Below are 15982 nucleotides of genomic sequence, written 5' to 3' on the forward strand. Positions count from 1 at the left end.
CCCCCCCCCCCCCCCCCCCCCCCCCCCCCCCCCCCCCCCCCCCCCCCCCCCCCCCCCCCCCCCCCCCGCACCACAACCCCACCGCAGGCGTCACCCCCGGCAGACAGCCGAAGACACGGCGCAACCACCCGCCCAGCCGAACCCGAAGGCAAAAAATGGCCCCGTCCACAAGACGGGGCCATTCGGCTGAACAACGTGTCAGCGCAACGTCAGTGACGTCAGTCAGCGACGCGCCACACCCTCCGCCCGAGCCGCAGCCGCAACCGCGGCCGTGACCGCCGGAGCAACCCGCTCGTCGAAGGGCGACGGGATCACATAGTCCGCGGACAGATCGTCCCCGACCACCGACGCCAACGCCTCGGCCGCCGCCAGCTTCATGCCCTCGGTGATCCGGGTCGCCCGCACCTGAAGCGCACCCGCGAAGATCCCCGGGAAGGCCAGCACGTTGTTGATCTGGTTCGGGAAGTCCGACCGCCCCGTGGCGACGACCGCCGCGTACTTGTGGGCGACATCGGGATGCACCTCGGGGTTCGGGTTCGCCATGGCGAAGACGAAGGCCCCGGGCGCCATGGAGGCCACGGCCTCCTCCGGCACCGTACCGCCGGAGACACCGATGAACACGTCCGCGCCCGCGAGCGCGACTTCCAGCGACCCCGACAGCCCGGCCTTGTTCGTGAACCCGGCCAGCTCCTTCTTGACGTCCGTGAGGTCCGCCCGGTCCGCCGACACGACACCCTTGCGGTCGGCGACCGCAACGTCCCCGATGCCCGCTTCGATGAGCATCTTGGCGATGGCGACACCGGCTGCACCGGCCCCGGAGATGACGGCGCGCAGCTCACCCAGCGCCCGCCCGCTCAGCCGCGCGGCGTTCCGCAGCGCGGCCAGCGTGACGACGGCCGTGCCGTGCTGGTCGTCGTGGAAGATCGGGATGTCCAGCGCCTCCTGGAGCCGCCGCTCGATCTCGAAGCACCGCGGCGCCGAGATGTCCTCGAGGTTGACACCGCCGAACGAGGGAGCCAGCCGCACCACGGTCTCGACGATCTCGTCGACGTCGGTGCAGGCCAGGGCGATGGGAACCGCGTCCACACCACCGAACTGCTTGAAGAGGATGGCCTTGCCCTCCATGACCGGGAGGGAGGCCTCGGGCCCGATGTCACCGAGTCCGAGGACGGCCGTGCCGTCGGTCACGACGGCGACGACGGACGACTTCCACGTGTAGTCGTTGACGAGTTCCGGCTGCTCGGCGATCGCGGTGCACACCTTCGCGACGCCGGGCGTGTAAGCCAGGGACAGGTCGTCCTTGTTACGGACCGGCACGGTGGCTTGCACTGCCATCTTGCCGCCGCGGTGCAGCGCGAACGCCGGATCGAGATCGAAGGCTTCGAGGGACTCGCCCTCGCCCTCCAGACCCGTTGTGGCGTCACTGTCGCTGCGAGGATTGACGATCTCCGCTGCCACTTCTCTTTACCCCTTAAGTATTCAAGGTTGAGGGTTTAACCACTCCCGGTGAGGGGTGGGCGGGCACCGCGTACGCCGCTTGCTTGAGTGATGCATCGGGCATGTACGCGACGGGCGCGCCGCACACGCGCCCTGGGCCCCGGATGAGGGGTGTAAAGAACCTTCTTACCGGACGGACGGCATCGAGGACGAGTCCATAACGCGAAGGTCACATGCCGGTGCCGTGACTCATGCGCGAATATCGGTACAAGCCCTGGACAAACCCTGGACAACCGCTCAACCCGCACAGGCCCGGGATCCACACATCCGGGCCCGGGGACGAACCGAAGATCTTCCGGCCGGAACGGAGCATTCCCGTAGAAGATCCGGCCGTGATGTACCGGACTGGGCCGGTTCGAGGTTCCCCCGTTATCCGATTTTGACATTGCCGTCCCCCTGAATGGCTCAGTCCGAATGGCAAGATGCGGTAATCACACGAGGTCGCGACACCCGAAGGTGTGTGTTCTCGTCGACCCATCGGCAACTCCACCCATCCGCCGGAGGAACCCACCATGACCGCAAGCACCACCCGTCGTACGACCGCCACGCGCTCCCGGCTGGCAGCGGTCGGCTCGATCGCGGTCGCAGGCGCTCTGCTTCTCACCGGCTGCGGTGACCAGACCAAGAACAACGACTCCGACTCCACCGACAACGGCACCGCCAGCGCGGCCCCGCTGGCGGACAAGCTGCCCCAGGCGATCCGCGACAAGGGCGTCGTCAAGGTCGGCTCGGACATCGCCTACGCCCCCGTCGAGTTCAAGGACGACTCCGGCAAGGTCGTCGGCATCGACCCGGACATCGCCGCCGCCATGGGCAAGCAGCTCGGCGTGGACTTCCAGTTCGAGAACGCCACGTTCGACACGCTCATCGGTGGTCTGGCGTCCAAGCGCTACGACATCGCGATGTCGGCCATGACCGACACCAAGGACCGCCAGGAAGGCATCGACGGCGACACCGGCAAGAAGGTCGGCGCCGGTGTCGACTTCGTCGACTACTTCACGGCGGGCGTCTCCCTGTACACCAACAAGGGCGCCACCCAGGGCATCAAGACCTGGGACGACCTGTGCGGCAAGACCATGGCCGTGCAGCGCAACACCTTCTCGCACGACCTCGCCAAGGAGCAGGCGGAGAAGTGCAAGAAGGACGGCAAGGCCGCCCTCAAGATCGAGGACTTCGCCACCAACCCCGAGGCGGAGACCCGTATGCGCTCCAAGGGTGCGGACGTCGTCTCGGCCGACTTCCCGATCGCCGCGTACTCCGTGAAGAACGCCGGCGGCGGCAAGTACTTCGAGATCGTCGGCGACCAGGTCGAGGCCGGCCCGTACGGCATCGCCGTCGCCAAGGACAACACCGAGCTGCGTGACGCGCTGCAGGCCGCGGTCCAGGCGATCATCGACAACGGCGAGTACAAGGCGATCGTCGAGAAGTGGGGCGTCGCCGACGGCGCCGTCACCGAGTCCAAGATCAACGGCGGTTCGTGAGCCGGTACCGTTCGACTCGGCTCTGAAAGGCACCACCCGTGACTGTTGACGTCAACAAGACGGACGGTCCCGACGCGACGCCCCCCGCCGGGCCGGAGGCCATCAAGGCCATCCCGGTCCGGCACCCGGGGCGGTACGTCTCGGCGATCGTCGCGCTGGCACTGCTCGGCTCCGTCATCTACGCCTTCGCGCAAGGCAACATCAACTGGGGCGCGATCCCCGAGTACTTCTTCGACGACCGCATCATGCACGGCGTCTGGAACACCCTGCTGCTCACCGTGCTCTCCATGGTGATCGGTATCGCAGGCGGCATCCTGCTCGCGGTGATGCGCCTGTCGAAGAACCCCGTGACCTCGTCGATCGCGTGGTTCTACATCTGGTTCTTCCGCGGCACCCCGGTCCTGGTCCAGCTCTTCGTCTGGTTCAACCTGGGCCTGGTCTTCGAGTACATCAACCTGGGCCCGATCTACAAGGACTACTGGTCCTCCTTCATGACGCCGCTGCTGACGGCGTTGCTGGGCCTGGGCCTGAACGAGGCCGCGTACATGGCGGAGATCTGCCGTGCCGGTCTGCTCTCGGTCGACGAGGGGCAGACCGAGGCCTCGCACGCCCTCGGCATGAGCCACACCAAGACGCTCCGCAGGATCGTCATCCCGCAGGCGATGCGTGTGATCGTGCCGCCGACGGGCAACGAGGTCATCAACATGCTGAAGACGACCTCGCTCGTCTCGGCGGTGCAGTTCGCCGACCTCTTCAAGGAGGCGCAGGACATCGGTCAGAACGCGGGCTCCACGGTGGAGATGTACTTCCTCGCCGCGGCCTGGTACCTGATCATGACCTCGATCCTGAGCGTCGGCCAGTACTACGTCGAGCGGCACTACGCACGCGGGTCGAGCCGCCAGCTGCCGCCCACCCCGTGGCAGAAGGTCCGTGCGCATCTGACGTCCTTCTCCAGCCGAAAGGGGGTCACGGCATGACCGACAAGCTGAGCGTGACGGACGCAGTCGTGCGGGACTCCACCGTGCCCATGGTCAAGGCCGAGGGGGTCCACAAGTCCTTCGGTCCGATCGAGGTCCTCAAGGGCATCGACCTGGAGGTCAGGCAGGGTGAGGTCTTCTGCCTCATCGGCCCCTCCGGCTCCGGCAAGTCCACTTTCCTGCGGTGCATCAACCACTTGGAGCAGATCAACGCCGGCCGGCTCTACGTCGACGGCGACCTGGTCGGGTACCGCCAGAAGGGCGACAAGCTCTACGAGCTGAAGGACAGCGAGGTCGCGCTGAAGCGCCGGGACATCGGCATGGTGTTCCAGCGGTTCAACCTGTTCCCGCACATGACGGCGCTGGAGAACGTCATGGAGGCTCCGGTCCAGGTCAAGCGCAAGAGCAAGGCCGAGTCCAGGGAGCACGCCCGGCAGCTGCTGGAGCGCGTCGGGCTGGCCGACAAGGCAGGGAACTACCCCTCGCAGCTCTCCGGCGGCCAGCAGCAGCGCGTGGCGATCGCCCGCGCGCTCGCCATGGAGCCGAAGCTGATGCTGTTCGACGAGCCGACCTCGGCCCTGGACCCGGAGCTGGTCGGTGACGTCCTCGACGTCATGCGCGACCTGGCCGAGTCCGGCATGACGATGGTCGTCGTCACCCACGAGATGGGCTTCGCCCGCGAGGTGGGCGACAGCCTGGTCTTCATGGACGGCGGCGTGGTCGTCGAGTCGGGCGACCCCCGCGAGGTTCTGACGAACCCCCAGCACGAACGCACCCAGGCGTTCCTGTCCAAGGTTCTCTGACCCCGACAAGCACGAGGGGCGGCACGGGATTCCGTGCCGCCCCTCGTGCTGTCCGGACGAGTTCAGTGACGTGGTGGCCTGGCCGGCGTCCTACTTCAGCGCGAGCAGCAGCATGTCCGAAGGTGAGCACCACACCGGGCGGACCTCTGCGAAGCCCTTCTCGCGCAGCACGCTGGCGTGCCACGCGGCCGGCGGGGTGTCGCCGTCTGCGTGGTCGCCGTAGATCTCGAAGCGGCGGGCGGTGGGGCCGGCGAGGGACGGGTCGTTCGCGGCGAGCTGCCACCACTCGGCCCAGTCGAGGGCGCCGCCGGTCCTGGCCTGATCCATGCGGCCGTGGCGCAGGACGCGCTCGGCCGCGTTGATCCGGGGGGTCGTGTCGTCGATCATGTGGTCCGCGTTCATGAGGACACCGCCGTCGCGGACGAGGTCCGCGAGCCGGCCGTAGAGGGCCGCCAGGGGCTCGCGGTGCAGCCAGTGCAGGGCGGTGGCCGTCAGGATCGCGTCGTAGGAGTCGTGGGGCAGTGCCGACATCCAGTCGGAGTCCTTGAGGTCGGCGGTGACGAAGGTGACCCGGTCGTCACCGGCGAAGGTGCCCTCGGCGATGGCCAGCAGCGCCGGGTCGAGGTCGACGCCGGTACTGGTGGCGCCGGGGAAGCGGGCGAGGAGGCGGGCGGTGATGCTGCCGGTGCCGCAGGCGAGGTCGAGGACGCGCGGGGTGGAACCGACGAGCGCCTCGACCATGTCGAGCATGATGCGGAAGCGCTCCTCGCGGTCGGGCATGTACCACTCCTGCTGCCGGTCCCAGCTCTGCTGCCAGGCCTGCCAGTCGGTGCCCGCCCCGGTGGTGCCCGTGTCCGTCATGGGTGCCCTCCGTCCACTCCTACACGTAATACCCTGGAAGCACGATCAGCTGTTACCAGACCGCACGCCACGACGATAGAACGCCCTCGTAAGGACTACAAGTGGAACTGGCCTATTACTCGGACTACGCCGTACGCCTCGTCAACAGCGAGGAGCCGGCCCGGGGCACGGACACGCTGACCTCGGTCGAGGCCGTCCGTGAGCTGTTCGGCGGCAACCAGACCGCGGCCCGGCGCGCCACCGAGGCGGACGTGACCCGGTTCCGTTCGGTCCGGGCCCGGCTGCGCGCGGTGTTCGAGGCCGCCGACCAGGGCGACGAGACCCTCGCGGTGGACCTGCTGAACTCGCTGCTGCTGGAGTTCCCGGTCAGCCCCCAGATCTCCGGCCACGACCTGCGTGACGACGACGGCCGCCCGCAGTGGCATCTGCATCTGGCCGATCACCCCTCGAACGCGACCGCGGGCTACGCCGCCATCGCCGCGATGGGACTGGCCTTCCATCTCACCGAGTACGGCGTCGACCGGCTGGGCCTGTGCGAGGCGGCCCCGTGCCGCAACGCCTACCTGGACACCTCCACCAACCGCTCCCGGCGCTATTGCTCCGACCGCTGCGCCACCCGTGCCAACGTGGCCGCCTACCGCGCCCGCAAGCGCCAGGAGGCCGGCCGCACCGACAGTACGGGCCGCGCCGCGGACAGCGCCCAGCCCAGCACGGGCAGCACCCCGCGCTGAGCGGGGTCGCGCGGCCGGTACCGGAAGCGGACCCGGCCGAGCACCAGGTCCTCGGGGACGACGCCGTAGTCGGTGCTGTCCCCGCCCGCGCGGGCGTTGTCGCCGCGCACCCACCAGCCGCCCTCGCGGCGCTGGACGGCCCGCTTGACCACCAGCAGGTCCTGCTGGAACGGATGGCGCAGGACGATCACATGGCCGGGCCTGATCCGGGCGCCGTAGTGCACCACGAGCCGGTCGCCGTGGTACAGCGTGGGCACCATCGACGGCCCGGTCACCTCGGCAAGCCCCAGGGGCAGCGCTCCCCTGGGCTCGGTCTCGTGCGACAGCTCCGGCATCACCCGGCACCTCCCCGGTTTCTTCCTCCACCAGTCTCGGTCCGACCCCGGACTTTTGTCCTAAGCCCTAGGGGGCACTCGAGAAAACCGGTCTCCCAGGGAGTAATGTCCCACCTGAGAAGACGATCACGAGGAAGGATTGCTCCATGCTTTCCCGCCTGTTTGCCCCCACGGTCAAGGTCAGCGCGCACTGCGACCTGCCCTGCGGTGTGTACGACCCGGCCCAGGCCCGCATCGAGGCGGAGTCGGTCAAGGCCGTGCAGGACAAGATGGCCGCCAACGACGACCCTCACTTCCAGGCGCGTGCCACGGTCATCAAGGAGCAGCGCGCCGAGCTCGCCAAGCACCATGTCTCGGTGCTCTGGAGCGACTACTTCAAGCCTCCGCACTTCGAGAAGTACCCGGAGCTGCACCAGCTGGTCAACGACGCCCTGAAGGCCCTCTCGGCCGCCAAGGCGTCCACCGACCCGGCCACGGGTCAGAAGGCTCTGGACCTGATCGCCCAGATCTCGGACATCTTCTGGGAGACCAAGAAGGCCTGACGAGGGTCACCCCCTCCTCGACCGGCGGTCGGTGCGTCACCGCGGGTCGTCAGCAGTGTGGGAAGGGCCCGGCCGGCACAACCGGCCGGGCCCTTTCGCGTACGTTCCCGGGGCCCGCCGGGTCCGTGCCATCCTGAAGGCGTGAACAGGGACGACCTGGTCCGGCTGCGCAAGGCGCGGGACCGCATGGACCGCGAGTACGCCGAGCCGCTGGACATCACGGCGCTCGCGACGACCGCGCTGATGTCGCCCGGTCACTTCCAGCGCAGCTTCCGCGAGGCGTACGGCGAGACGCCCTACGGCTATCTGATGACCCGGCGCGTGGAGCGGGCCAAGGCGCTGCTGCGGCGCGGCGATCTGACCGTGACCGAGGTGTGCATGGCGGTGGGCTGCACCTCGCTGGGCTCGTTCAGCGCCCGCTTCACCCAGCTCGTGGGCGAGACGCCGAGCGCCTACCGGGCGCGTTCGCACGAGGACAGCGCGGTGATCGCGCCCTGTTTCGCACGCAAGTACGCCCGCCCGCGCCGTGCGTGAGCGCGGCACCCGGCCTAGTTTGAGGGCATGGACCTCAGAATCAGGCAGTGTTTCATCGCCGTCGACGACCACGACAAGGCGCTGATCTTCTACCGGGACGTCCTCGGTCTGGAGGTCAGGAACGACGTCGAGTACGAGGGCATGCGCTGGCTGACGATGAGCTCGCCGGCCCAGCCGGACGTGGAGATCGTGCTGGAGCCGCCCGCGGCGGACCCGGACGCCTCCGCCGCCGACAAGGAGGCGATGGCCATCCTGCTGGCCAAGGGCCTGCTGCGGGGCGTCAATTTCACCACCACCGAATGCGACGCCCTGTTCGAGCGGGTGCGCGAGGCGGGCGCGGACGTGATCCAGGAGCCCATGGACATGCCGTACGGCGTCCGGGACTGCGCCTTCCGCGACCCGGCCGGGAACATGCTGCGGTTCATGCAGCGGCCCGCCGGGTGAAACTCCGCCGCGGCCGGGCGAGTTCGCGCCTACGATCGCGCGCATGAGCATCCGCTGGACCTACGCCTTCGCCGACCGGCCCGCCGACCGCTTCGAGCGGGCGTGTGACTTCTGGACGGCCGTGACGGACACGCGGCTGTCCGAATTCCGTGGTGAGTCGAAGGAGTTCACGACGCTGCTGCCCGACGGCGCGGACCCCTGCGCGAAGGTGCAGGGGGTCGCCTCCGAGGAGGCCGGCGCGCACCCGGACCTCGCCGTGACGGATGTCGAGGACTTCGTCGCGCGGGCCGTACGGCTCGGCGCCGCGGTGGCCGCCGGGCACGAGGGCTGGGCCGTACTGCGCTCCCCCGCCGGGCACTTGTTCTGCGCGGTGCCCTGGACCGGGGAGTCGGTCCGGCCGCCCGTGGTGGACGGCAGCCGCCTGGACCAGCTCTGCCTGGACGTGCCGCCCTCGGCCTTCGACACCGAAGTCGCCTTCTGGACCTCGCTGTTGGACGACTGGGAGTCCGCGCCGGGATCGCTTCCCGAGTTCCATGTGCTGAGGCCGCCGTACGGACTGCCGCTGCGGCTGCTGCTGCAGCGTCTGGACGCCGAGCGGCCCGCCTCCGCGCATCTCGACCTCGCCTGCGCGGACATCGGGGCGACCCGGGCCCGGCACGAGCGGCTGGGCGCCGTGTTCGTGGCCGAGGGCCGCCACTGGACGGTGATGCGCGACCCGGCCGGCGGCCTGTACTGCCTGACCGGCCGGGACCCGGAGACCGGCGGCCTGCCGCGAACCTAGGGTCCGCCGATGTAGGCGCATGCGCCGTCCGTCGGGCAGTCGGGGTACTCACGTTGTTCCAGTCGCAGGAGCGGGGCCGGCTCGTCGCTCTCCTCCCAGCGGGTGTCCGGGGGCTGCGCCGAGTCCTGGAGCGCCAGGGTGAGCCCTCCGCCGGCCACCACGGCGACCGCCCAGGCGATCACGGTCCAGCGCCATAACCGGCGGCGGTTCACGACCACGGCTCCACCGCCACCACGGCGGCCACCGGGACCGGCCCGTACACGTGCGGGAACTCCTCGCCGCCGGGCTCCGGTGCCTCGTACTTCAGCGGCACCCCGAGCCGGGCCGGGTCGATCACCAGCACGACCAGCTCGTCGGGGCCGTCGTAGGAGCCGTAGAGGAAGGCGCCGACCTTCGGGAGCTGCTCGCGGCTGGAGCAGTGCACGAAGCCCTCCTCCTGGAGGGTGCGGCCGCGGGTGGACATCTCGTAGGCGCCGCGCTCGCGGGCCGCGTCCCACAGGGAACGCTCGGTGAGGTGCAGGATGAACGGCTGTTCGGACATGGCCCCAAGCTACTCGCTCAGCCTCGCTGCCCGCTGCCGCAGATAGCGCTGTTCGGGCAGGCTCAGGGTCTTCCCGGCCGCGCTGGTGTAGGCGTCCCGGGCGGCGGCGCGCTCGCCCGCGCGTTCCAGGAGGTGCGCGCGCACGGCGTCCGGGCGGTGTCCCAACTCGCCTTCCAGGGCGTCCAGTTCGGTGAGGCCCGCGCGCGGTCCGTGGACCATGGCGACGGCCACCGCCCGGTTGAGGCGTTCGACGGGGCCGGGGACGAGGCCGACCAGGACGTCGTAGAGGCCGAGGATCTCGCGCCAGTCGGTGGCCTCGGCACCCGGGGCCTCGTCGTGCACGGCCGCGATGGCCGCGCGCAGCGCGTAGGGACCGGCGGGGCCGCTGGTGAGGGCGCGGGTGACCAGGGCGACACCCTCCTCGATCGCGGCCCGGTCCCAGCGGTCGCGGTCCTGCTCGTCGAGCGGGATCAGCTCTCCGTAGGGCCCACTGCGGGCCTCCCGGCGGGCGTCGGTGAGCAGCATCAGCGCCAGCAGCCCGGCCGCCTCGCCGTCCTCGGGCAGCAGCCGGTGCAGGGCGCGGGCCAGCCGGATCGCCTCGCCGGCGAGGTCGCGGCGCTGGAGGCTGCTGCCGGAGGTGGCGGTGTAGCCCTCGTTGAAGATCAGGTAGAGGGTGTGCAGAACGGCCGGAAGCCTGCCCTCCCAGTGGTCGGGGCGGCCGAAGCGCACCCCGTGCACCTTCTTCTTGGCCCGGCTGACCCTCTGTGCCATGGTCGCCTCGGGGACGAGGTAGGCGCGGGCGATCTCGGCCGTGGTCAGGCCGCCGACCGCGCGCAGGGTGAGCGCGATCCGGGCCGGGGACGGCAGATCGGGGTGGCAGCACAGGAAGAGCAGGCTGAGGGTGTCGTCCTCCCTCGGCGCACGGTCCTCCGGGCCGACGGCGTCCTCGGCGGGCAGTTCGTCGCGCGGAGTGAGCTCGGCGACCCGCCGCTCCCGTTCCCGCCGGGCCTCCTCGCTGCGCAGGGTGTCGGTGAGCCGCCGGGAGGCGACCCTGATCAGCCAGCCGCGCGGGTTGTCGGGCACGCCGTGCTCCGGCCACTGCCGGGCCGCCGCGAGCAGCGCCTCCTGGACGGCGTCCTCGGCGGCGTCGAAGTGGCCGTAGCGGCGGACCAGCGCGCCGAGGACCTGCGGCGCGTCGGCGCGCAGCAGGTCCTCGATGTCGTACGGAAGGCGCATGGGCGGGTCAGCAGAGGTCTCCGGCGCCGTCCTGGATGGGCCGGATCACCACCGGGTACACGGGGGCGCCGACGGGCTGGGGGCAGCGTGTGACGCGGTCGGCGATCTCGGTGACCCGCTCCAGGCTCTCGCAGTCCAGCACCCAGTAGCCGGCCAGCAGTTCCTTGGTCTCGCCGTACGGCCCGTCGGTGATGACCGCCTTGCCGTCCTCGCCCGGCGTGACGTGCCGGGCGCGGGCGGGTTCGGTGAGGCCCTGCGCGTCGACCAGTTCACCGGACTCGGCGAGGTCGTCGTTGATCGCTCCCATGTACTCGACCATGGCCTTGATGTCGGCCTCGGTCCAGGCCGGCGAGTGCTCGTTCCCGTCGCCCGTCATCGCCTGGTAGTCCGCCTGCGTGCCGAGCACCATCACCAGGTACTTCATCGTCCGCTCCTTCGGCCGGGCCGCCCTGGGCGGGCGGCTTTCACGGGTACGTCGGAGCCGGACCGGGATTCTCGACAGAGCGGTCCGGAGTTCTTCCCGGACTCACGCCTGCTCCGCGGCGGCGTCCGGCGGCTCGGGCTGCGCCTGCCGCTCGTGCGGACGGATCCGGTCGGCGTCCTCGGCGGGGAAGGACGGGCACTCCGGGTTCCGGCACGGGCCGGCCTCCCACCTCGGCACCCAGGCGCCCAGCGTCTTGTACCGCCGGACGACCGTTTCGACGGGCTGTCCACAGTCGGGACAGACGTGCTCTGCGCTGTCCATGCCTTCAGGGTAGGCCGGGCGGGGCGTCAGCGCTTCCTGCTGTACGTCCGCACCAGGATGCCGTTGCCGAAGGTGCGCACCGAGTCGAGGGTGAACTGCGCGAGGGAGACCCCCGTGGCGAACATCGGCATGCCGGTGCCGTAGGTCATCGGGTACGTCTTGACGATCAGTTCGTCGATCTCGTCGAACAGTTCACCGGCGACCGTTGCTCCACCGCACAGGTAGATGTCGAACCGGCCGTCCTCGGCCTTCAGTTCACGCACCTTGGCGACGAGGTCTCCTGAGATGATCTCGACATGGGGGTCGGGCGACTCCGTCAGGCTGTGCGAGGCGACGTACTCGCGCAGATGGGCGTAGGGGCTGGTGACGCCTTCCTTCAGACCCTCCTCGTAGCTGCCGCGGCCCTGGATGACCGTGTCGAACCGCTCCAGCGGCCGGTCCTCGATGCCGAAGGCCTTGCGGGCGGGGGCGGGCAGGGTGTCGGGGCGCTCTGCCGCGAGGTAGCCGAGGAACTCCTCGTCGAGGTAGGTGAACATCGCCGTCGCGTCCCCGGACGGGTCCCCGATGAACCCGTCGATGGAGCAGGCGACGAGGTACGTGAGCTTGCGCAAACCGGTCTCTTTCCGTCGTCCGTCGTGCTGACTCCTGCAGTTGTAGTACTTCACTTGAAGTGGTTCAAGGGGTTTAGCGATCCCAGGGGAAGTGGGTGAGGTGATTCCGGTTGGAGGTGCCGGGCCCGGCACGCGGTCGGACCCGGTGGGCCGGGGGCGGGGGCCTCGGGTCAGACCTTGGGCTCGCGCCACATCGGCCACATCAGCGGCCCGTCCGGCAGCCGCAGCGGGCTGCCCGCGCCCTCGAAGCCGAGCCGCTCGTACAGGGCGCGGCTACGGGCGCTGCTGGCCTCCAGATACGCGTGCCGCCCCTCGCTGTCGCAGCGGTCCAGGACGTGCCCGATGAGCGCGCCGCCGAGGCCCCGGCCCTGGTGGGCGGGGTCGACGCCGATCATCCAGAGGTATTCGTGGGGGCGGTCGGAGGGGTGGATGCCGGCGGTGAGCCGCCCGATGAGCTCGACCCGCTCGTTGGCCGGGTCGACGTCCTGCCGCAGCCGCGCGAAGCCGCCCTCGCCGTCCTCCTCCTCGTCGTGGGCCCCGGCGGGCACGGACAGCCACAGCGCGCAGGCCGAGCCGTCCTCCGTGACGTCGATGCGCCCGTCGGCCAGCACGAGGTCGGTGAAGGCGGCCATCAGCCGGTGGTGCGTCTCGCGGCGGTACTCCTCGCCCGGGAACACCCAGCCGCTGACCGGGTCGTCCTGGAACGCCGCGTCCAGCAGCCGCACCACCGCGTCCCGGTCGTTCCCCGTCGCCGTCCGTATCGCCACGCCCATGACCCGCACCTCTCAACCGAGCTTGATCGTAAGGAGGTTGAGCCTATCGGGGTGATCAGGCGGTGACCGGCGGGACCGGACCGGCTCGGCCGGGCAGGACACCGCCGGTCGGCGGACGCGACGAACTGCGGAAACGCCGGCGGGCGCCCGGGTCGCGTCCGCCGACGGACGTCCGGAACATGGCCGGTTGAAGCCCCGGCTCGGTGCGGGCCCAGCACTGGGGCCCGGCTGCTCGCTCGTGCGGGCGTACGAGACGCCCCCGGGCCTCACTCGGCCCATCCGGGTGTACGAGGCGCTCCCCGGGCCTCACTCGGCTCGTACGGGCGTACGAGACGCGCCCGGCGGCCGCCCTCAGCTCGTGCGGCGGGTGACGAACTCGGCCAGGGCGAGCAGCCCTTCGGCCGCCTCCGGGTCGGGAATCGCGCGGGCCAGTTCGGACAGCGCCAGGGACATCCGGTCGGCGGCCTGCGCCTGGGCCCAGTCGCGGCCCCCCGCCCGCTCCACGGCGAGGGCCGTGCGCTCCAGGTCCCCCTGGTCGTAGGGGACTTCGTACAGCGCGGCCAGTTCCGCCGCGGCGGCCGTGCCGGAGGTCAGCGCGGCGACGACGGGCAGCGACTTCTTGCGCGCGGCGAGATCCGCCCCGGCCGGCTTGCCGGTGTGCCCGGGATCGCCCCAGATGCCGATCACGTCGTCGATGAGCTGGAAGGCGAGCCCGGCCTGACGGCCGAACGCGTCGAGCGCCTCGACCTCCTCCCGCGCGGCGCCCGCGTACAGCGCGCCGACCGCGCACGCGCAGCCCAGCAGGGCTCCCGTCTTGGCCTCGGCCATGGCGAGCACCTCGGCCAGGCCGACGTCGGCGGGCGCGCACCGCTCCATGGCGGTGTCGACCTGCTGGCCCTCGCACAGTTCGACGACACAGGCCGCGAGCCGGGCCGTGGCGGGCCCGGACGCCGGGTGCGGGTCCTCCGCGAGCAGCCGCAGGGCGAGGGCCTGCATGGCGTCACCGGCGAGGATCGCGTCGGCGTCGCCGAACACGGTCCACGCGGTGGGCCGGTGCCGACGCGTGGTGTCGCGGTCCATCACGTCGTCGTGCAGGAGCGTGAAGTTGTGGACCAGTTCCACGGCCGCCGCCGCCCGCACGGCGGCCGCCCGTGCCGCGGGCCCGCCGAGCGCGGTGGCCGCGGTGAGGACCAGCGCGGGGCGGATCGCCTTGCCGGAGTTCCCGGCGGCCGGGCTGCCGTCGGCGCGCTCCCAGCCGAAGTGGTGGAGCGCGACCCGGCGCATGCCCCTGGGCAGCGAGTCCAGCGCGGCCCGCAGGGCCGGGTCGACGGCCTCCCGCGCGCGCTCCAGGATCGCCACGGCCTCCTGGGTGTCGGGCGCGGGCGCCGGGGGGCCGGGCGCGTACAGCGGAACGCCCGCGTGGCCCTGCGTCAGGCTCGTGGCAGGGCCTCGCTGCTCCCCGCCGCGCCGTGGTCCGCCGAGCCGCTGCCTCGGCTCCGTCATGAACTCGGCCACGCGCGCCCCCTGCCGGGCCCGGGGTGGGCCCGCCCCGAGGGGCGGGCGCACGGCACGGGTGGGGTCACCGCCAGCGGCCGATCTCGACGTTCTCCAGCACGCCGAGGGCGTCCGGGACGAGCACGGCGGCCGAGTAGTAGGCCGTCACGAGGTACTTGATGATCGCCTGTTCGTTGATGCCCATGAACCGCACGGACAGGCTCGGCTCGATCTCGTCCGGGATGCCGGCCTGGCGCAGTCCGATCACGCCCTGGTCCTGCTCGCCGGTACGCATGGCGATGATCGAGGTGGTGCGGGCCTCGGTGACCGGGATCTTGTTGCACGGGTAGATCGGCACACCGCGCCAGGTCGGGATGCGGTTGCCGCCCATGTCGACGGTCTCCGGGACCAGACCGCGCTTGTTGAGCTCACGGCCGAACGCGGCGATCGCGCGCGGGTGGGCGAGGAACAGCTTGGTCCCGCGCCGCCTGCTGAGCAGCTCGTCCATGTCGTCCGGGCCGGGCACGCCGTCGTGCGGCTGGATCCGCTGGTCGTACTCGCAGTTGGTCAGCAGACCGAACTGGGGGTTGTTGACCAGCTCGTGCTCCTGGCGCTCCTTGAGCGCCTCGACCGTGAGCCGCAGCTGCTGCTCGGTCTGGTTCATCGGCTGGTTGTACAGGTCGGCCACGCGCGAGTGGATGCGCAGCACGGTCTGGGCGATGCTCAGCTCGTACTCGCGCGGCCGGGCCTCGTAGTCGACGAAGGTATGCGGGATGTCCGGCTCGCCGGAGTGTCCTGCGGCGAGGTCGACCGCCTTCTCGCCGTACTTGTTGGTCGACTGCTCCGGGATCGCCTGCTGCTCCTGGAGGTGCTCACGCAGGGTCTCGGCGCGCTCGGCGACCTGCTCGACGTCCTGGCGGGCCAGGATCAGCACGGTGCACGAAGTGACCGCGCGGACGGTGTGCTCCCAGATGGCGTCGCCGTGCAGCACGGCGGCCTCGCCGAAGTAGGAGCCGTCGGCGAGGACACCGAGCACCGCGTCGTCGCCGTAGGGGCCCTCGCCGATCTTCTCGGCGCGGCCGTGCGCGAGCAGGTAGACCTCGTCCGTGGGGCTGCCGAAGGAGGCGATCACCTCACCGGCCGCGAACTCCCGCTGACGGCACCGCGAGGCCAGCTCCCCGAGCACCTCCAGGTCCTCGTAGGTGCGCAGGGCCGGCAGCTCGCCCAGCTCGGCGGGGATGACCTCGACCCGGTCGCCGGTCTTCACAAAGGTGACCCGTCCGTCCCCGACGGCGTAGGTGAGCCGCCGGTTGACCCGGTACGTGCCGCCCTGGACGTCCACCCACGGCAGGCTGCGCAGCAGCCAGCGGGAGCTGATCTCCTGCATCTGCGGGACGGACTTGGTGGTGGTGGCCAGGTTCCGCGCGGCCGCGGTGCCGAGACTCTGCTGCGGCTTGTCCTGCTCCGTGCGGACCTCTTCGCCTACCGACATAAAGAACTGCCCTTCAGGTAATACCCCGGCGGCGTTGCGCGCGGGGCACCGATCTCCGCGAGAAGCCTTCCATCACTCAGTGTGTCCGTGCTATTACACGAAAG

20 protein-coding genes are annotated in these 15982 nt (G+C 70.8%); 8 read left to right on the forward strand and 12 right to left on the reverse strand.

Annotated elements, in window-relative coordinates:
- Positions 1–222: 222 nt before the first annotated feature.
- The gene (locus ACZ6SQ_RS31360) at positions 223–1458 is read right to left on the reverse strand and encodes an NAD(P)-dependent malic enzyme (RefSeq protein WP_469568096.1); all 1236 of its coding nucleotides are present in this window, start codon (positions 1456–1458) and stop codon (positions 223–225) included.
- Positions 1459–2009: 551 nt separating this feature from the next.
- Here ACZ6SQ_RS31360 and ACZ6SQ_RS31365 point away from each other — a divergent pair.
- From ACZ6SQ_RS31365 to ACZ6SQ_RS31375, 3 genes are read left to right on the forward strand one after another with little or no spacing between them, the layout of a single operon-like run.
- A complete protein-coding gene (locus tag ACZ6SQ_RS31365; RefSeq protein WP_469568097.1) occupies positions 2010–2978 on the forward strand; it encodes an ABC transporter substrate-binding protein in 969 nt (322 codons plus the stop codon).
- A 38-nt stretch (positions 2979–3016) separates the two neighbouring features.
- On the forward strand, positions 3017–3955 hold the full coding sequence (locus ACZ6SQ_RS31370; RefSeq protein ID WP_389338698.1) for an amino acid ABC transporter permease: 939 nt from the start codon (positions 3017–3019) through the stop codon (positions 3953–3955).
- Entirely contained in the window at positions 3952–4758 is an 807-nt protein-coding gene (locus tag ACZ6SQ_RS31375) for an amino acid ABC transporter ATP-binding protein (RefSeq protein WP_469568101.1), read from the forward strand. Before ACZ6SQ_RS31370 ends, ACZ6SQ_RS31375 begins: the two co-directional genes overlap by 4 nt.
- 90 nt (positions 4759–4848) lie before the next feature.
- Here ACZ6SQ_RS31375 and ACZ6SQ_RS31380 read toward each other — a convergent pair whose 3' ends face one another.
- Positions 4849–5619 (reverse strand): class I SAM-dependent methyltransferase, encoded by a 771-nt coding sequence (locus ACZ6SQ_RS31380; RefSeq protein WP_469568103.1) that lies wholly within the window; start codon positions 5617–5619, stop codon positions 4849–4851.
- A 101-nt stretch (positions 5620–5720) separates the two neighbouring features.
- Here ACZ6SQ_RS31380 and ACZ6SQ_RS31385 point away from each other — a divergent pair, with 101 nt between their 5' ends.
- Entirely contained in the window at positions 5721–6350 is a 630-nt protein-coding gene (locus tag ACZ6SQ_RS31385; RefSeq protein WP_386378806.1) for a CGNR zinc finger domain-containing protein, read from the forward strand.
- On the opposite strand, the gene sodX is transcribed toward ACZ6SQ_RS31385, so the two are convergent.
- On the reverse strand, positions 6254–6685 hold the full coding sequence (sodX, locus tag ACZ6SQ_RS31390) for a nickel-type superoxide dismutase maturation protease (RefSeq protein ID WP_469568107.1): 432 nt from the start codon (positions 6683–6685) through the stop codon (positions 6254–6256). The genes ACZ6SQ_RS31385 and sodX overlap by 97 nt on opposite strands.
- Positions 6686–6831: 146 nt before the next feature.
- On the opposite strand from sodX, the gene sodN reads away from it, so the two are divergent.
- From sodN to ACZ6SQ_RS31410, 4 genes are all read left to right on the forward strand, one after another.
- On the forward strand, positions 6832–7227 hold the full coding sequence (gene sodN, locus ACZ6SQ_RS31395) for a superoxide dismutase, Ni (RefSeq protein WP_386378809.1): 396 nt from the start codon (positions 6832–6834) through the stop codon (positions 7225–7227).
- Between the two features lie 141 nt (positions 7228–7368).
- The gene (locus ACZ6SQ_RS31400) at positions 7369–7761 is read left to right on the forward strand and encodes a helix-turn-helix transcriptional regulator (protein ID WP_469568109.1); all 393 of its coding nucleotides are present in this window, start codon (positions 7369–7371) and stop codon (positions 7759–7761) included.
- 27 nt (positions 7762–7788) lie between these two features.
- Complete coding sequence (locus tag ACZ6SQ_RS31405) at positions 7789–8205, forward strand: VOC family protein (RefSeq protein WP_469568111.1); 417 nt, start codon at positions 7789–7791, stop codon at positions 8203–8205.
- Between the two features lie 43 nt (positions 8206–8248).
- Entirely contained in the window at positions 8249–8986 is a 738-nt protein-coding gene (locus tag ACZ6SQ_RS31410) for a VOC family protein (RefSeq protein ID WP_469568113.1), read from the forward strand.
- Here ACZ6SQ_RS31410 and ACZ6SQ_RS31415 read toward each other — a convergent pair.
- The 9 genes from ACZ6SQ_RS31415 to ACZ6SQ_RS31455 form a co-directional block, all read right to left on the reverse strand.
- Complete coding sequence (locus ACZ6SQ_RS31415) at positions 8983–9198, reverse strand: hypothetical protein (protein WP_469568115.1); 216 nt, start codon at positions 9196–9198, stop codon at positions 8983–8985. The two genes, ACZ6SQ_RS31410 and ACZ6SQ_RS31415, sit on opposite strands and share 4 nt — an antisense overlap.
- Positions 9195–9527, reverse strand: a complete 333-nt coding sequence (locus ACZ6SQ_RS31420) for a DUF952 domain-containing protein (RefSeq protein ID WP_469568117.1) — start codon at positions 9525–9527, stop codon at positions 9195–9197. The genes ACZ6SQ_RS31415 and ACZ6SQ_RS31420 overlap by 4 nt, the downstream gene beginning before the upstream one ends.
- Before the next feature lie 9 nt (positions 9528–9536).
- Positions 9537–10763, reverse strand: a complete 1227-nt coding sequence (locus ACZ6SQ_RS31425) for an RNA polymerase sigma factor (RefSeq protein ID WP_469568119.1) — start codon at positions 10761–10763, stop codon at positions 9537–9539.
- Positions 10764–10770: 7 nt separating this feature from the next.
- On the reverse strand, positions 10771–11187 hold the full coding sequence (locus ACZ6SQ_RS31430) for a YciI family protein (protein WP_469568121.1): 417 nt from the start codon (positions 11185–11187) through the stop codon (positions 10771–10773).
- A gap of 102 nt (positions 11188–11289) precedes the next feature.
- Positions 11290–11508, reverse strand: a complete 219-nt coding sequence (locus ACZ6SQ_RS31435; protein ID WP_469568123.1) for a hypothetical protein — start codon at positions 11506–11508, stop codon at positions 11290–11292.
- Positions 11509–11534: 26 nt separating this feature from the next.
- Complete coding sequence (locus tag ACZ6SQ_RS31440) at positions 11535–12119, reverse strand: dihydrofolate reductase family protein (protein WP_469568125.1); 585 nt, start codon at positions 12117–12119, stop codon at positions 11535–11537.
- A gap of 170 nt (positions 12120–12289) precedes the next feature.
- Positions 12290–12892, reverse strand: a complete 603-nt coding sequence (locus ACZ6SQ_RS31445) for a GNAT family N-acetyltransferase (protein WP_469568126.1) — start codon at positions 12890–12892, stop codon at positions 12290–12292.
- Between the two features lie 351 nt (positions 12893–13243).
- Positions 13244–14407, reverse strand: a complete 1164-nt coding sequence (locus tag ACZ6SQ_RS31450) for a family 2 encapsulin nanocompartment cargo protein polyprenyl transferase (RefSeq protein ID WP_469568129.1) — start codon at positions 14405–14407, stop codon at positions 13244–13246.
- A 64-nt stretch (positions 14408–14471) separates the two neighbouring features.
- The gene (locus ACZ6SQ_RS31455) at positions 14472–15878 is read right to left on the reverse strand and encodes a family 2B encapsulin nanocompartment shell protein (protein ID WP_469568131.1); all 1407 of its coding nucleotides are present in this window, start codon (positions 15876–15878) and stop codon (positions 14472–14474) included.
- Positions 15879–15982: the final 104 nt, after the last annotated feature.

Source organism: Streptomyces sp. NPDC048600 (genome assembly GCF_055587025.1).

What these genes read in the sequence shown, in the direction of transcription:
- ACZ6SQ_RS31380 (WP_469568103.1), bottom strand. Translation starts at nt 5,619, where the DNA reads ATGACGGACACGGGCACCACCGGGGCGGGCACCGACTGGCAGGCCTGG.
- ACZ6SQ_RS31430 (WP_469568121.1), bottom strand. Translation starts at nt 11,187, where the DNA reads ATGAAGTACCTGGTGATGGTGCTCGGCACGCAGGCGGACTACCAGGCG.
- ACZ6SQ_RS31445 (WP_469568126.1), bottom strand. Translation starts at nt 12,892, where the DNA reads ATGGGCGTGGCGATACGGACGGCGACGGGGAACGACCGGGACGCGGTG.
- ACZ6SQ_RS31455 (WP_469568131.1), bottom strand. Translation starts at nt 15,878, where the DNA reads ATGTCGGTAGGCGAAGAGGTCCGCACGGAGCAGGACAAGCCGCAGCAG.
- ACZ6SQ_RS31425 (WP_469568119.1), bottom strand. Translation starts at nt 10,763, where the DNA reads ATGCGCCTTCCGTACGACATCGAGGACCTGCTGCGCGCCGACGCGCCG.
- sodN (WP_386378809.1), top strand. Translation starts at nt 6,832, where the DNA reads ATGCTTTCCCGCCTGTTTGCCCCCACGGTCAAGGTCAGCGCGCACTGC.
- ACZ6SQ_RS31420 (WP_469568117.1), bottom strand. Translation starts at nt 9,527, where the DNA reads ATGTCCGAACAGCCGTTCATCCTGCACCTCACCGAGCGTTCCCTGTGG.
- ACZ6SQ_RS31375 (WP_469568101.1), top strand. Translation starts at nt 3,952, where the DNA reads ATGACCGACAAGCTGAGCGTGACGGACGCAGTCGTGCGGGACTCCACC.
- sodX (WP_469568107.1), bottom strand. Translation starts at nt 6,685, where the DNA reads ATGCCGGAGCTGTCGCACGAGACCGAGCCCAGGGGAGCGCTGCCCCTG.
- ACZ6SQ_RS31405 (WP_469568111.1), top strand. Translation starts at nt 7,789, where the DNA reads ATGGACCTCAGAATCAGGCAGTGTTTCATCGCCGTCGACGACCACGAC.
- ACZ6SQ_RS31435 (WP_469568123.1), bottom strand. Translation starts at nt 11,508, where the DNA reads ATGGACAGCGCAGAGCACGTCTGTCCCGACTGTGGACAGCCCGTCGAA.
- ACZ6SQ_RS31365 (WP_469568097.1), top strand. Translation starts at nt 2,010, where the DNA reads ATGACCGCAAGCACCACCCGTCGTACGACCGCCACGCGCTCCCGGCTG.
- ACZ6SQ_RS31410 (WP_469568113.1), top strand. Translation starts at nt 8,249, where the DNA reads ATGAGCATCCGCTGGACCTACGCCTTCGCCGACCGGCCCGCCGACCGC.